The organism is Pseudomonas fragi (genome assembly GCF_002269505.1).
Taxonomy (GTDB): Bacteria; Pseudomonadota; Gammaproteobacteria; order Pseudomonadales; family Pseudomonadaceae; genus Aquipseudomonas; species Aquipseudomonas fragi_D.
In genome coordinates, this window is sequence record NZ_NQKQ01000012.1 from 22,199 (window position 1) to 37,648 (window position 15,450).

Consider the following 15,450-nt stretch of genomic DNA (forward strand, 5'->3'; position numbering starts at 1 on the left):
ATTGGTGATGGCGGTGGTGTTGCTGGTGACCTGCTGGTTGGTGGCAAACAGTTGACTGCCGTTGACAGCATCGGTACTGGAGGCACTGAGCTGGCCTGCAGCAACGTTGGTGATCTGGCGTTCTTGGCCGACGCTACCGACGCTGACCACGCTGTTTGGCGAGCCCCCGGCAAAGTTGTAAGACACCCCGCCGATGGTCGTACTGCCCGTAGGGACCGGGGCAGCGGTGGTGCTGCCGGCACCCAGTGCGACGTCACCGGCGTTGTTGGCCGTGGCCCCTGAACCCACTGCCAGCCCTTGGGTCGCACCGACAGCTACGATGGCAGCGTCGCCCAGGGCAACGGAGCCTGCGCTGTTGGCCTGGGAAGCATTACCCAGTGCCACTGAACCTTGACCTGTTGCGGTGTTGAGATTACCCAGCGCCACGCTGCCCTGGCCGTCGGCGGTGTTATCGGTGCCCATGGCGACTGCGCCGGTGCCGGTGGCGGTGTTGGGGTCACCGATGGCGACTGCACCGTTTCCGCTGGCGATATTGCCCGCACCGATGGACACGGCTTTGCCGCCAGTGGCCTGTGCCGAGGTACCTATGGCCACGGCATCGGCCGAGTCGGCCATTGCGCCGCTGCCCATTGAAACGGCCCCGGTAGCGGAGGCACTTGCACCTGAGCCGATAGCCATCGAGTTGCCACCGGTTGCCTGCGAGGTATTGCCGATAGCAACGTCGTTCAGTCCAGAAGCTACTGTACTGGTTCCCAAGGCGACGGATGCTGCACCTGAGGCATTAGCAAATGAACCGCCTGCCAATGCCGAATTAGCGCTGGCGGAGGAGAGCCTGCCATAGGCCGAACTATCGAGGGCGGTGGCTGAAGCACCGCTACCTATGGCGGTACCACCACTTATGTCAGGTGAATCTGATACGCCTGATACAGCCGAAGTGCCTATTGCAATGGAGTTCCTACTAAAGGCATTGCTGTTATTCCCTGAAGCGAGGGAGTCTGTTCCTGAGGCAGTGCTGCTGAAGCCAAGAGCGGTAGCGTTTAAACCTGAGGCAGTGCTACTGAAGCCAAGAGCGGTAGCTCCAAAGCCTGTTGAACTACTGCCTTGCCCTGCTGCGAAAGAGTTGGCGCCGGTGGCAGAGCTAAGGCGTCCCAATGACACAGAGCTATCGCCTGTTGCTTGGGACAGTTCGCCGATCGCAATGCTTCTGCTCGTGGCAATTGCGCCTGAAGGGCCGCCGATGGCGATTGAAAAGGTGTCTGCGGAAGTATTCCCAACCGGAGCTGTGCTTATGGTACCTCCCTGAATTACCGTACCTGAAATAGTAAATGTAGACAGCAATCCCACTGACAGTCCAACCGTCACTGCCACTATTGTTTTTATGCCTTTGCGAGATCCGCGTTTATATTTTATGTGTGCAAATTCGCTCGCTACGACCCAACTACCCAAGGAGTAACTCCATACAACAGAGAAAATCTTGTTCATGGTTGCCTTTGGCTAGGGCCAACCTCCAATGCAGGAATGTTAGATGCAGTAGACCCCACCGCTTCTTATTTACGGTACTGAATACGGATCACAAACGGCGCTGCCGGGGGGTGGTCCGGGTGGATATTTTGTGTGCGTAAGCTGGGGAGGAAGGTTGCTCCTGTATTAGATAGAATTTATACCCTGTCCGGCTCCTGTTTAAGATCGGTTGGGAGGTCGCTATAAAGCAGTGTCACAGGATTTGGGTGAAGTATTTGCTTGTGCGGCAATAAGCACACGCGGAGTTGTGGTAGTCGAATACTGGCTAATGTAATGTTAAGTCTCTTGGTTTAACAGTAGTGGTGCTGCAGAAAATCGCAAGTCGCATTAGTTGTTTTTAATGAGTTTTTTTTTGTGTGGAGTATTTTAATGCTAATTGTTTTGGTAGGGCATATGGGCTGGTGAAAGGGCAGGGCGCTTTTGTATTGGTTGGGTAGCGCCTCAGTATTTTTTTTGCAAGCGGCTTGGTTGATGTAATAGATTGAAAAATATGATTTATTTACAAGTTTAAATCGTGTTTTTTGTTTTTTGGTGTGAGGGGCTGTGTCCGGATGTGGATGTGGATCGTTATGAGAGGCGGATAGATATAAATTTGATCTTTGTATTATTATTTTTTAATCTAAGAGCTAGTGCAAGGCAGGCAAGGTAGGTCGGTTTGTAAGTAAGCGTCATATGATTTGTTTAATGTGAAGAGCGCTTCCTTGAGTGATTGCGGATTCTCAGAGGGTGTATGTGAGGTGTTGTTGTGGGTGGGTGTAGACGTTTGAAAGGGGAGGCGTTGACGCAGTTCAGGTTATACCGGTTCAACGCTGTGCTGCTGGTTTTTCTGTGGGGTGCTGTCTGTTATTTTTACGGTAAATGTCAGGTTTAATATTAAAGCTTAATAATGTTCTTGTCAGGAATTGGCGCGCAGTTGTGGAGTGGCAACAAAAACACAAGAATCGGTAGCAAGGTTAAAATCATAAGAGGTATGTTTGCCGCAGTGTTTCTAATTGCCTCGGATACCGATTGGCATCCGGGGGCTAAAGTGAACGGAGAACGCGGGTCTTATACCAGATTGGTTTGTACGCCTTGCTGCACCAGTAACTCGGCATCCAGTCTGTCATGCCGATATTCCTCGTACACCGCCCCACCCAGGGTGACATTGCGGCCGGAATTGGCCCAGTTACCCGGTTCAGTACCGTTGGCCAGCAAATCATCGAGGTTGACGTTTTCGCCTGCGTTCATGTTCAGAATGACTTGAGACCCTCCCATCATGACCAGAGCCTGAGATGGTGCGGGATCGGCCCAATTGCCGAGATTTGATCCGAAGCCCGTACTTCCGTTACCGCTTGAAGTGACTGCACTCGCCACCAAAGTAAAATTGGAGAAACTCAAGGTTTCACCCGCTACAAACGCATGATTGGTCTGACCGGCCAGGTCCAATACGCGAGTATGGATCTGCCAGTCTGCTCTATGGCAGCTCATATCCAGGGCGGACCATTTATTCTCACTGACTGTTGCATCTATCAAGGTAAGCCCTCCGTCGAATGACGTCTGAACCTTTTCGCCGTCCGCCAGGGCACTGCTCAATGACCCGTAAATCATGCGTCCAGCCGAGCCATCGTTGGTTATGAAGGTGTTGGGGGTGGCGCCACTGTCTTTCGACATGCTTTCGACAATGGCCATTGCCACAGGAGAGGAGGTATCGACAGTAATGGAATATGCCGCGGATGTCGGGCTCAGATTCCCCGCGAGGTCAGTGGCGGTGGCCGTAAGGCTGTTGAGGTTTTCAGGCAAGTCGGCCGTCAGGGGCAGGGACCATTGGCCGCTGCTGTTGACCAGAGCGGTGCCTAGAAAATCGCCGTTGCTGTAGACCGTTACCGTGCTGCCGGCTTCGCCCGTGCCGCCGATGCCAGGGCGGGGATGGTTGGTGATGCCGCCGGACAAGATGGTATCAGCACTCAGGCTGCCAATATTATCCAGCACCTCGGTGATCACGGACTGATCGGGGGCGGTAATGTCGATAGTGAATTGAAAACCGGGGGAAGCAGCACTTGTACTCCCATCCGTTGTTTTCTCAACAATCGTTATGGAGTGTTGACCCTCTGCACCGTCCTCACCTGCAGCCAGGACATATTTACCATTCGCTACTGCCTTGATACGTATCGATTTTCCTTGTTGGTTAGAACGCAATTCGGTGGCCCGGCTAATGGTATTACCATCAATTACTGCGACATTAAGCGCGTTTGCGGTCATTTTGTACTCACGATGGGCAAGTTACTTTGTCGGTAAAAAAGGGCTGTCGCACTATCGGCGCAAATAAATTTTACGAATTGGTAGCATGAGGAAAGTAAGAGGATGTTTGCGCAAGGCAGGGATGCAGTAAATGAGATTTGTCCTAAATGCTTGGTGGTTTGAGTGGTGCCTGGAAAGCAGGGCGCTCACATGCTTATGGCGCTATTTTCCAGATGCAACGCCGGCGCAGATGAGAAAAACCTCAGTGGCTTTACGAGTGAAATTGTTACTTGTTGCTCAGTGCCATTGGGTGTCGTTGTAGCGAGCGCCTGTTGCTGGAGTCACGTATTTGCTGGAGCGTAGTAAGTCCAGCTTGAATGGGGTGCTAGGGGCATGTTCTGGGTTCAGGACAGTGTGCTGCTGGGCCTGCGGTTTGTTCAGGCCATCGGCATTTGCGCGGCGGCGGTGACCTGCTGTTGCGTTTATGGTGGGTGGCTATAGCTGTCGCAGCGCACTGCAGCGGATCAGCGGACGGGCGCTGTTGCCCTGGTTGCTGGTGTCGACCTTTATCAGTCAGCCGTTGCAAATCACCGTTGAAGAGATGCTGGCTACGGCGCCGCTGGCGGTGCTTGGGTATTTGATTCAGCGCCGCAAGGCGAATGCACAGGCGTTAGCGGCCTCGTGACGGGCAGGTCGCCCCGCTAATCTAAGCTCGACGAAAATGCCGGATATTATCCGGCGTATCAATCAAAGCAGGCTGCACGCTTGCACCCTCCATTGCAGCTAGGCCATTTGGACGATGTGCCCGTGACTCACCAGTCCGATTATCGAAGGCAGGCTCTGGATACCTCGCCGAGGAGGCAGCCAGAGCATCCACGATAATAAAAAGAGGACTGGCTGCATGAACTCTGCCCAGCAACTGAATCGTGCAGCGAGGCATCGACCATGCGCTCAATAATTGGCTATCTGGTCTGCCTGATCGTCGCTGTCACCATCGCGTTTACCTTCTCCCCCCGTCATGCCTCCGATGTCGCTTCGGCCCAGTTACGGCCCGATCGCCTGCAAATCAACGGCATGCTGTACTTGGATCAACGGGTGGTGGCTGTTGGTGAGCGCGGCAATATTTTGCTCAGTGATGATCAGGGATTGTCGTGGCAACCCGCAACGGTCACGCCGCAGCGTGACCTGACGCTGACCGCACTGGTGGCGCTGCAAGACAAAAGCCTGCTGGCGGTCGGTCACGATGGCTGGATTCTGCGTTCCGAAGATGAAGGCGCCAACTGGTCAGAAGTACGCTTTGACGGAGATGTTGCCGAGCCTTTGCTGGGCATCTGGAGTGCCGGCGGCAATCGCGTCCTGGCATTCGGCAGTTTCGGCAAATTTTACCAGTCTGAAGATGATGGCCGCACCTGGCAGGCCAAGCCGCTGGAGGTCGACAGCGCACACCTGAATGGTATGGACGGCGGTGCCGACGGTCGGCGCATGGTGGTCGGCGAGCAAGGGCTGGTGTTGCGCAGCGACGATGCCGGGCACAGCTGGCACAAGCTTGAACCGTTCTACAACGGTTCGTTGTTTGGCGTTGTACGCCTGAGCCCCGACCGCTGGGTGACCTACGGCATGCGCGGGCATGTGTTTGTCAGCCAGGACTTCGGCAAGACCTGGGAACCGGTAAAAGTCGGCAATCAATTGCCGCTCTACGGGCATGTGCTGTTGCCCAATGACGGCGGCCTGTTGATTGTCGGTGCAGGCAGCTCGGTGGTACGCCTGGACGGCAAAGGCCAACTGGTCAGCGCTTCGCGCTTGCCGGGGCTGGGTACTTTGACCTCGGCGGTAATGGCCGGGTCACGGTTGCTGGTGGGTGGCGAGCGCGGTGTGTTCCAGGGCGCTGATGGCGGTGTTGCTGCCCTTGGAGGTGCCCGGTGAGCGCTGAACAAAATGCGGTAAACCGTACGGTCGCGCGTATCGCTGATTTGCTCATCATCTGGCGCAAGAGCCTGTTGGCGCTGTTCGTCTTGCTGACCCTGGCCCTGGGTTACAGCGCCACTCACACGCAACTGGACCCGGGCTTCAACAAGCAGATCCCGGTGCGCAATGCGTTCATGGTCAACTTTCTCAATTTCAGCCAGTACTTCACGGGTGCCAACCGATTTCTGGTCAGTGTGAAGTGGAAGGGCGAGGGCGATATCTATAACCGCCAGTACCTGGAAACCCTGCGCAAAGTCACGGATGACGTGTTCTTTATCAACGGTGTCAGCCGTGCCAGTGTGACGTCGCTGTTCACCGCCAATGTGCGCTACATCGAAATCACCGAGGACGGTTTTTTCGGTGATGTGGTGATGCCGCCGCGCTTTACCGGCACGCCCGAAGACTTGTCCCAGGCGCGCAATAACGTGGCTCGCTCCGGGCAGGTCGGGCGCCTGGTGGCCAATGACCTGACCTCGTCGATGGTGCGCGCCGATCTGCAGGACATGGACCCGCAAACCGGCAAGTCGGTGTCCTATGCCGAGGTCGCCCAGCGGCTCGAAGATATCCGCGACAAATACAGCAATGATGATATCGAGATCAATATCGTCGGCTTCGCCAAGCTGGTGGGGGATGTGGTTGAGGGACTGACCACGGTCATCGGCTTTTTTGTGATTGCCTTTGTCATCACCGCGCTGATGCTGTGGGCGTACTCGCGCTCGTGGCGCCTGACGGTGGTGGCCCTGGCCGTGGCGCTGCTGCCGGTGGTCTGGCTGTTGGGGCTGCTGCCGTTGCTGGGGCTGGGGATCGATCCAATGTCGATTCTGGTGCCGTTTCTGATCTTCTCGATCGGCGTGTCCCATGCCGTGCAGATGACCAATGCCTGGAAGCAGGATGTGCTTGCAGGCAGTTCCCCGGTGCAGGCTGCGCACGGGGCCTTTTGCAAAATCTTCATTCCGGGCTCGCTGGCGCTGCTGATGAACGCCCTGGGTTTCGGCGTGATCATGCTGATCGATATTCCCATCGTGCATGAGCTGGGGGTGACCGCCTGCATCGGGGTGATGCTGATGATCATCACCAACAAGCTGATGCTGCCGATCATCCTGTCATACCTCAGGCTTGAGCCGGGCGCGATGGCCCAAGGGCTCAAGGTGCAGGGCAAGCACGCTTTGTGGTGGCGGCTGTCGGCGCTGGCCGAGCCGAAACCGGCGCTGGCGGTGTTTGTGGTCAGCCTGTTGCTGCTCGGTGTCGGTGCCTGGAAGGCCCGGGATCTGGCAGTGGGCGATATCGGCGTGGGCGCGCCGGAGCTGCGTGCCGATTCGCGCTACAACCAGGACAATCAGAAGATCATTAACAGTTACTCCATCGGCCTGGATGTGATGTCGGTGTTCGTACAGGTCAAGGGCATCGAAGAAGGCTGCCTGGCGCCGCAAGTGATGCGCGCCATTGAATCATTCGACTTCCAGATCCGCAGCGTGGCGGGGGTGCAGTCGGTACAGAGCGTGGCGGGCATGGGCAAAGCCGTGATTGCCGGCAATAACGAAGGCAACCCGCGCTGGTCGGCGATCCCCGGTTCCGAGCGCGGCTTGAGCCAGGGCTCCCGTGCTTACATGCCGGACGATGGCCTGGTGACCGAAGGCTGCCAGCGCATGCAGATCCTGGTGTTCCTCACCGATCACGAAGGGCCGACCGTAAGTCATGTAGTGGACGAAACCCAGCGCATCATCCGTGGTCTGCAAGGGCCTGATGTGGAGTTTTTGATGGCGGGCGGCAACGTGGGCGTGATGGCCGCGTCCAACGAAGCGGTCAAGCAGGCCGAGGTGGTGATGCTCGCGGCGCTGTTCGGTTCGGTGGCGCTGTTCTGCTGGCTGACCTTTGGTTCATTGCGCGCAGTGCTGTGCATTCTGGTGCCGCTGGCGATTGTGGCGATCCTGTGCAACGCCCTGATGGCGACCCTGGGCATTGGCCTGAAAGTCGCGACCTTGCCGGTGATGGCGCTGGGCGTGGGGGTCGGGGTCGATTACGGGATCTATCTGTATGAGCGCATTGCCCATGAAATGGCTGACGGCAAGGACCTGCGCACGGCGTTCTACCAGGCCATGTGCCAACGGGGTACGGCGGCGGTGTTTACGGCGCTGACCATGTCCATCGGCGTATGTACCTGGGCCTTTGCACCGCTGAAGTTCCAGGCTGACATGGGCGTGCTGCTGTCCTTCATGTTTTTGGTCAACGTGCTCGGCGCGATCTTTTTGCTGCCGGCGCTGGCGGCCTGGTTCAATTTGGGGCGACCGTTGGTCAAGGTCAAAACCCGCGCGGTGCCAGCGACTGCCGGGCATTACCCGCTCAAGCCGAGCGTTGCTGCGAGGGACTCCTCGAACCGTTGAAACAGACCCCTTGCCGGGCTTGTATGAGGGCAAGCATAGAGACACACTGAGTCGCTTTTGCGCAGCTTTACGGATGTGGTGCAAGGGCTAGCCGCTAGTCATAAGAACAATAAAAAGGGCCGGTCATGAACCTGGCCCGATGCGAGGATAAGTCCGTGGATAGAGTGACCCTGAATCACCAAACCCTGGCCAGTCTGGGGCTCGAACTGGCCGATTATGACCAGATGATCGGCAGCTTTTATGACGGTGCGCTGGACCCCAAGATCATGGGTCGTACCTTGTGCGCCGTGCGGGGCATGTTCCAGGCCAATTACGCGACCCTGATCCTGCGGGTGCCGGATCAGCCTGACCTGGGCTTGATGATCGTGGCCGGGGACATCGAAGGCGAGGGCGAGCTGACCTATCAAACCTATCCGCAAACCAATACTCCCTTTGTCGGCCAGGCGCTGGACCAGGTGTTCACCGTTGAAGACCTGATGAGCGAGAGCGAGTGGGTGCAGTCGGCCTATTTCAAGGCCTACTGCGGTCCGCAGAATGTCTACCACGTCATGGGCGCCGATATTTCCACGCCTGATGGCGGCAAGCTGCGGTTTCGCATCACCCGGCCAAAAACCTCCCCGGCTTTCTCCAGTGCCGAGCGTGCCCTGTGCAGCAGTTTTCTGCCGCATTTGCGCCGCGCCCTGCATCTGCACAACTTGCTCGACCGCAGCGAGTCCATGAGTGAGTTGTACGCCCAGGCTATCAGTCGCCTGTCGGTGGCGACCATCGTGCTCGACGAAACCGGCAAGGTCCTGCGCCTCAATCCGGTGGCCGAAGAAATCCTCAAGAACGCCGATGGCCTCAAGCTGGTGGGCGGCCGGCTGGAAGCCACTTACCCCAGCGACAACCGCGAGCTGCAGCGCCTGGTCAAGCACGCTTTCAGCCAGGAAGTGCGTGAGGGCGGCGTGACTGCCGATGCCATGTCCGTGACCCGGCCTTCGGGTCAGGTCAGCCTGGGCCTGGTGGTCGAGGCCATTCCGTCGCTGGAGTGGGCCGAAGGCAAGAGCAAGCCGGCGGCCGTGATCTACATCCGCGATTCGGTGGGCAAGTCGCTGGCCAGTGAAGTGGTGACCAAGCAGTTGTTCAACCTGACCAAGGCCGAGACGGCGCTGGCGATGGAGCTGGCCAACGGTTTGTCCCTGGAAGAGGCGGCGGAAAACCTGAATATCCGGCGCAACACCGCGCGGGCGCACTTGCGCTCGATTTTCTCCAAGACCGGTGTGCGCCGTCAGACCGAGCTGGTGAGGATTTTGCTGAACAGCGTGGTCGCGTTGGGAAAGCCCAAGTGCGCCTTGCGAGCGGCTGAGTCTGTGGTGGTGCCGGCGCCACAACTGGCGCGCCCGGTGCGTAAAAGCGCTTAAGGATTCTATCTGCGCCGGCAGTGGCGATTGGCGCCAACGCCGGTGTTTCGTCAGCCAGGCCGTCGCGCCTGCAATACCAAGGAAAATCTTATGCCAGTTACAGCTGTCAGCGGTTCCGCCTCCGGGATTGGTGCCGCCGTGTGCGCGCAATTACGGGCTGCGGGCCACCGCATTATCGGGATTGACCGGGCCAATGCTGAAGTGATTGCCGACCTGTCGACCCGTGCCGGGCGCCAGGCGGCAGTGGCGCAGGTGCTGGAGCAAAGCGGCGGGGTGCTGGACGGGCTGGTGTGCTGCGCCGGGATCGGGGTGACCGCTGCTTCCAGCGGCCTGGTGCTGGCCGTGAACTACTTTGGCGTCAGTGAACTGCTTGATGGTCTGGCCGATGCGCTGGCCAAGGGTGAGCACCCGGCGGCGCTGGTAATCGGATCGGTGGCGGCCACGCATTCCGGGGCCGAGCAAGAGCCTATGGTTGCCGCCATGCTGGCAGGTGATGAGGCGCAGGCGCTTGAACTGGCCAATACCCTGGGGCAGACCCATCTGGCCTATGCCGGCTCCAAATATGCAGTGACCTGCGCAGCGCGGCGCAAGGCGGTGCAATGGGCCCCGCAAGGCATTCGCCTGAACGTAGTGGCGCCGGGCGCGGTAGAAACCCCGCTGCATCAGGCAGCCAAGGATGATGCCCGCTTTGGCAAGGCAGTCCGTGAGTTTGTCGCGCCGCTGGGGCGTTCGGGCACGCCTGAAGAACTGGCCCGGGTCGTGGCGTTCATGCAATCGCAACAGGCCAGTTTCATGACGGGCAGTGTGGTGTTTGTCGACGGTGGCATGGACGCGATGGTGCGCCCGCAACGCTTCTGACCGCTAAGGGACTTTTATGAACAAAGTGGCATTTATTACCGGCGCCAGTCGCGGCATAGGCCGTGAAACTGCGCTGGCCTTCGCCCGTGCAGGTTTTGATCTGGCCATCAGCGCGCGCAGCCTGGACGAAGGCGAAAGCCATGCCCACGGCTTGCGCAACCCGGATGGCACGCCGCTGCCTGGCAGTTTGAATGCCACTGCCGCGGCAGTTCGCGAACTGGGGCGCAAGGCGCTGGTGGTGCCTATGGATCTGCTCGACAGCGAGTCGGTGCTTGCCGCCAGCCAGGCGGTATTTGCCGAATATGGCCGGGTTGATGTGCTGATCAACAACGCCATCTATCAGGGCAGTGACCTGAATGCACCGTTTATGCAGTTGCAGCCCGAGACTCTGGACCGGGTCTTTCAGGGTTATGTGATGACGCCGTTTTTGCTGACCCGGGCGGTGGTCAGCCGAATGCTCGAGCAGGGCGGCGGGGTGGTGATCAACGTCACCTCCGGGGCCGGTGAAAGTGACCCGCCGGTGGCGGCGGGCAAGGGCGGCTGGGGGTATGCCTATGGTGCGGGCAAGGCGGCGGTGTCGCGGCTGTCGGGCATTCTGTCGGTGGAGCTGGGGGAACAGGGGATTCGCGCCTACACCCTCAACCCCGGCGTGGTGACCACCGACGCATTGCGCGCCACCATCGGTGACAAAGGTGTGATTGCCTTGCGTGCAGGCTCTGCGCCGCCGCAGGTGCCCGCGGCGGTGATGCTGTGGCTGGCCACCGATGAAGGTGCGGTTGACCACCAGCGCAAGACCATCCACTGCCAGCCGTTTGCCCGGGAACACGGGATTGTTGAGGATTGGCGCTAATAAGGATTTTTAACACTCAAATCCTGTAGTCGCTGTCGAGGCACGAGGCTGCGATAAGGGCCGCAGGACCTTCAAAAAACCGGGGCCGCTGCGCAGCCCATCGCAGCCTCGTGCCTCGACAGCGACTACAACACCTCGGGGCTCTAGTCCATCTGAACGATGAGCCCGCCCCACACCTCGGTGAAGATCACAGGGTAAAGCGCCCTGGCCCTTAACCTGAGGAATAATAAAAATGACTAAACTCGCACAAATCCACGTCGAGAATGCATTGTCGCCACGCTATGGTCGTGGCTGGCATTGCCTGGGCGAGGCCGACGAGTACCGTGATGGCAAGCTGCATACCCTGAATGTGTTTGGCTCGCGGCTGCTGGCGTTCGCCACGTCCAAGGGCGAAATCAGCGTGCTGGACGCCCATTGCCCGCATATGGGCGCGGACCTGTCCCAGGGCACCCTTGAAAATGACCGCGTGGTTTGCCCCTTCCACCACTGGCAGTACGACGCCAGCGGCAAGTGTGTAGAAATCCCCTACTGCAAGCGCATTCCGCCCAAGGCCAAAACCCGCGCCTGGCAGACCTGCGAAGTGAACAATCTGCTGTTTGTGTGGAACAACCCCGAAGGCAAGCCGCCTGCCGATGACGTGGTGATCCCCCATCTGCCGGAAATGGACAGTGATGAGTGGCTGCATAGTTGGCACATGGACAAGCTGATCATTGAAACCAACCCGCGCGAGCTGGTCGACAACCTGGTGGATGCCCAGCATTTCGGCCCGGTGCATGGCACCCCGACCAAATACTTTCACAACGTGTTCGAGGGTCATATCGCCCAGCAGATCTTCCACGGCGACTCCGAGCGGCTGGGCGGCGACCTGGTGGCCGAGTCGGCCTACTTCGGCCCTGCGACTCACTTCACCCGTATGCGCGCCGTGTTTGAAGGGCAGGAAATCAAGTCCATTCTGCTCAACTGCCACGTGCCGATCGGCCCCAACAGCTTTGAACTGCGCTTTGGTTGCATGGTGAAAAAAGTGCCGGGCTGGACCCAGGAGCAGAATGAAGCGCTGGCCGTGGATTACGTGCAACGCAACCGTGACTCGTTCTATCAGGATGTTGATATCTGGACGCACAAGGTGCGCGTCAACAACCCGGTTCTGGCCGAGGGCGACGGTCCTGTGTATCAACTGCGCGAGTGGTATCAGCAGTTTTTCACCGACGAATCCGGCGTGCCGGCGAGCATGGCCGAGCGGCGTGAAATCACCACGGTGGATAACCGCTGATTGAGGGCTTGAGCGACGGGCAACGCCGCTGGCGCTGCCCGTCTAAGCCTAAGGTACTGCTGGCTTTTTGATCCGCGCTGCTTAAGATGGCCGTCATTGATACGTCATCGGGCATGGAACAGGGCCAATGCTGAACAAGGACACCATCTCTATTCATCTGGTGCGTGAGGCGCTGCTGCAGAGCTGTGCGCCGGGCAGTGCCACCGATGAAGTGCTGCACAAGGTCGGCATCGCGCGCGAGTTGCTTGAACAGCCGGATGCCCGTGTACCGGCCATGGTCTATGCGCGGATGTGGCGGTTGCTGGCGCGGCGCCTGGACGACGAGTTTTTCGGCATGGACCCGCGCAAGTTGCGTTCCGGCAGCCTGGAATTCATGTGCCGCTCGGCCATGGCGCAGCCGACCCTGGCCCGGGGGCTGGAAGTGGTGCTGGGGTTCCTGTCGTTGATGCTGGAGCGTTTGCCGGCGCGTCTGGTACGCCAGCAAAGTGTGGCCGAGATTGTCCTGCACGAGCCTGAGCAACAGGCCAGCCGTGGTTTTACCTACTTTGCCTACTGGATGATCGTGCACGGTGTGGCCTGCTGGCTGGCCGGGCGGCGAATTCCGATTCTGGCCATTGAACTGCGTTGTGCCGCGCCCGATTACTGCGAAGACTACGAAGTGATGTTCTCCGAGAACCTGCGCTTTGACCGGCCACGCACGCGGATGATCTTCGCTGCGGACTGCCTTGATGCACCGATCAAGCGCAGCGATCAGGAGTTGAAGCGGTTTTTGGCCGAGGCGCCGGCCAATATTCTGGTCAAGTACCGTGACCCGCAAAGCCTGGCCAGCCAGATCAAGCAGAGCCTGCGTCAGTTACCGGCTGAGCAGTGGCCCGAGACCCAGGGTATGGCGCAGAGCTTGTGCATGTCGGCATCGACCTTGCGCCGCCGCCTGGCGGACGAAGGGCAAACCTTTCAGGGGCTTAAGGACAGCGTGCGCAAGGAACTGGCGATCGGCTGGCTGGCCGAGCCTGAGCACAGCTATGCCGACATTGCCCAGCGCCTGGGGTTTGCCGACACCAGCTCGTTCTACAAGGCCTTTCGCAAATGGTCGGGGACCAACCCCGGGCATTACCGCGGGTTGATATTGGGCGCGGGTTGAAAGCCATCTGTGGGAGCGAGCCTGCTCGCGAACGACCTTCGCGAGCAGGCTCGCTCCCACAGTCGTCGTATATATGGGCTACAACGTCCTGATCGAGTTGCTGATCCCGCGGGCGCACTGAATCACCGTCGAGGCCAGTTTTTCTTCGGCGTCCTCCATGCTCCAGCGGCTGCTTGGCACCACCACATGCACTGCGGCCACCGGCAGGCCGTTGCTGTTGAAAATCGGCGCCGCAATGGTCATATCGCCCAGAAACATCTCTTCCTTGTTGGTGGCATAACCCTGTTTGCGGCTGGTCTGCACCCGTTCAAAAATGGCATCGGCATCGGTCAGGGTATAGCGGGTCAGTTCGATCAGCTGGCTGTCTTGCAGCACACTGCGAACCTCATCATCAGCCAGACCACTCAGATAGGCCCGACCACCACCGGTGCAATACATGGGGATGCGGCTACCGATGGGCATATGGATCGGGATGAATTTTGGCGCAACAAAGCGCGACACATACACCATGTCCAGCCCGTCGGGCTCGGTCAGGTTGACCGTCTCGCCGGTGATCTGGTTGAGCTCGGCCAAGTAGGGGTTTGCCACATCTACCAATATGTCGGCGGCCAAATAGTTGTAGCCGATTTCCATAACTTTGGGCGTTAACTGAAAGCGGCGGCTTTGCGGGTGTTTGCGCACATAGCCGAGTTCCTCAAGGGTATGGACCATGCGTTGGGCCGAACTTTTGCTGATGCCTGCCACCAGGGCTATATCCGCCAGGGTCATGGTGCGCCGCGCCGCCCCGAAGCCGCGAAGTACGGCCAGGCCCTTTTCCAGTGACTGGTTGAAAAGAGGGTTGTTGTTATCGCTCATGGCGCATCCTTGGCTTGTTTCAGGTCTATAAGTATCGATATGCGATACTTATAAATCTCTTTACGATTTAAGTAAATTGGTTATAGTCGATGGCGGCATTTTGCACCAGAGGCTTCAGGGCTTGTTGAGTGCCGTATCGCAACAATAAAAGCGACCACAGGGAGATTCGCTATGCACAAACCTTTTCAAGTGCTGACGCTTGTATGCGCAATGGCTGCCGGGTTGATTGGATCAGCCAGCGCTGTTGCAGAGCCTGTCTATAAAGTCGGTGCGACGGCAACGGGCATCCCGTTTACCTTCCTCGATATCAAGAGCGGGAAGATCCAGGGCATGATGGTCGACGCTGCCGAGGCCGTGGGCAAAGCCGGCGGCTTTGACACCGAGATCCAGCAAACCACCTTTGCTGCTCTGATCCCTTCGTTGACCACCAACAAGATCGACCTGATTTCCGCCGCCATGCTCAAAACCCCTGAGCGTGAAAAGGTTGTGCAGTATTCCGATCCGATTTTCAGCTACGGCGAAGGTCTGATCGTCAAGGCCGATGACCAGAAAGATTACAAAACCATGGATGACCTGGCCGGTGAAGTGGTCGGCGCCCAGGTGGGCACTGTCTTCCTCGACGCGCTGAACAAGCACGGTGGCTTCAAGGAAGTGCGTAGCTACGACTCCATCCCTGACCTGATGCGTGACCTCAAGCTGGGCCGTATCAAGGCGGCATTCGGTGATCGCCCGATCATCGCCTACCAGCTGGCTCAGGGTAAAAATCCGGACGTAAAACTGTCGAGCACCTATGTGCCGGTGGTGATGGGCGATGTCTGTCTGGTCATGCGCCAGGGCGACGCCGAGAAGCTGGCGCAGGTCAACAAGGGCATTGCCGCCATCAAGGCCGACGGCTCGCTGCAACGCATCATCGAGAAGTGGCAACTGAACTGATGATCCTGTGGCCCCCGCGTTGCGGTGGGCCACTTCTTGTAGCGGTGCGCAGGTAGTTT

General features: G+C 58.5%; 11 protein-coding genes and 1 pseudogene. 9 read left to right on the plus strand and 3 right to left on the minus strand.

Annotated features, from left to right (window positions below; genetic code table 11):
• Both CJU81_RS24070 and CJU81_RS12560 read right to left on the minus strand, forming a co-directional pair.
• Positions 1–1,482: ESPR-type extended signal peptide-containing protein (locus CJU81_RS24070; protein ID WP_303396362.1), on the minus strand; the 1,482-nt coding region annotated here is incomplete at its 3' end.
• Between the two features lie 1,086 nt (positions 1,483–2,568).
• Entirely contained in the window at positions 2,569–3,759 is a 1,191-nt protein-coding gene (locus tag CJU81_RS12560; RefSeq protein WP_141232603.1) for an Ig-like domain-containing protein, read from the minus strand.
• Between the two features lie 448 nt (positions 3,760–4,207).
• Here CJU81_RS12560 and CJU81_RS12565 point away from each other — a divergent pair.
• The 8 genes and pseudogenes from CJU81_RS12565 to CJU81_RS12600 all read left to right on the plus strand — a co-directional run.
• Positions 4,208–4,423 (plus strand): annotated as a pseudogene (locus tag CJU81_RS12565) (hypothetical protein); the annotation flags it as partial.
• Positions 4,424–4,683: 260 nt separating this feature from the next.
• Positions 4,684–5,661 carry a WD40/YVTN/BNR-like repeat-containing protein gene (locus CJU81_RS12570; RefSeq protein WP_095036878.1) on the plus strand — a complete coding sequence of 326 codons (978 nt, stop codon included), beginning with the start codon at positions 4,684–4,686 and terminating at the stop codon, positions 5,659–5,661.
• Positions 5,658–8,084 (plus strand): efflux RND transporter permease subunit, encoded by a 2,427-nt coding sequence (locus tag CJU81_RS12575; protein ID WP_095036879.1) that lies wholly within the window; start codon positions 5,658–5,660, stop codon positions 8,082–8,084. Before CJU81_RS12570 ends, CJU81_RS12575 begins: the two co-directional genes overlap by 4 nt.
• Before the next feature lie 155 nt (positions 8,085–8,239).
• Positions 8,240–9,484, plus strand: coding sequence for a helix-turn-helix transcriptional regulator (locus CJU81_RS12580; RefSeq protein WP_441007419.1), 1,245 nt, complete (start codon positions 8,240–8,242; stop codon positions 9,482–9,484).
• 90 nt (positions 9,485–9,574) lie between these two features.
• The gene (locus CJU81_RS12585; RefSeq protein ID WP_095036881.1) at positions 9,575–10,342 is read left to right on the plus strand and encodes an SDR family oxidoreductase; all 768 of its coding nucleotides are present in this window, start codon (positions 9,575–9,577) and stop codon (positions 10,340–10,342) included.
• A 16-nt stretch (positions 10,343–10,358) separates the two neighbouring features.
• Positions 10,359–11,192: an SDR family NAD(P)-dependent oxidoreductase gene (locus CJU81_RS12590; RefSeq protein WP_095036882.1), complete on the plus strand. Its 834-nt coding sequence runs from the start codon at positions 10,359–10,361 to the stop codon at positions 11,190–11,192.
• Between the two features lie 232 nt (positions 11,193–11,424).
• Positions 11,425–12,462, plus strand: coding sequence for a Rieske 2Fe-2S domain-containing protein (locus CJU81_RS12595; protein ID WP_095036883.1), 1,038 nt, complete (start codon positions 11,425–11,427; stop codon positions 12,460–12,462).
• 127 nt (positions 12,463–12,589) lie between these two features.
• Positions 12,590–13,603 carry an AraC family transcriptional regulator gene (locus tag CJU81_RS12600; RefSeq protein WP_095036884.1) on the plus strand — a complete coding sequence of 338 codons (1,014 nt, stop codon included), beginning with the start codon at positions 12,590–12,592 and terminating at the stop codon, positions 13,601–13,603.
• Between the two features lie 78 nt (positions 13,604–13,681).
• On the opposite strand, the gene CJU81_RS12605 is transcribed toward CJU81_RS12600, so the two are convergent.
• The gene (locus CJU81_RS12605) at positions 13,682–14,458 is read right to left on the minus strand and encodes an IclR family transcriptional regulator (RefSeq protein ID WP_095036885.1); all 777 of its coding nucleotides are present in this window, start codon (positions 14,456–14,458) and stop codon (positions 13,682–13,684) included.
• Between the two features lie 171 nt (positions 14,459–14,629).
• Here CJU81_RS12605 and CJU81_RS12610 point away from each other — a divergent pair, with 171 nt between their 5' ends.
• On the plus strand, positions 14,630–15,391 hold the full coding sequence (locus CJU81_RS12610) for an ABC transporter substrate-binding protein (RefSeq protein ID WP_095036886.1): 762 nt from the start codon (positions 14,630–14,632) through the stop codon (positions 15,389–15,391).
• Positions 15,392–15,450: the final 59 nt, after the last annotated feature.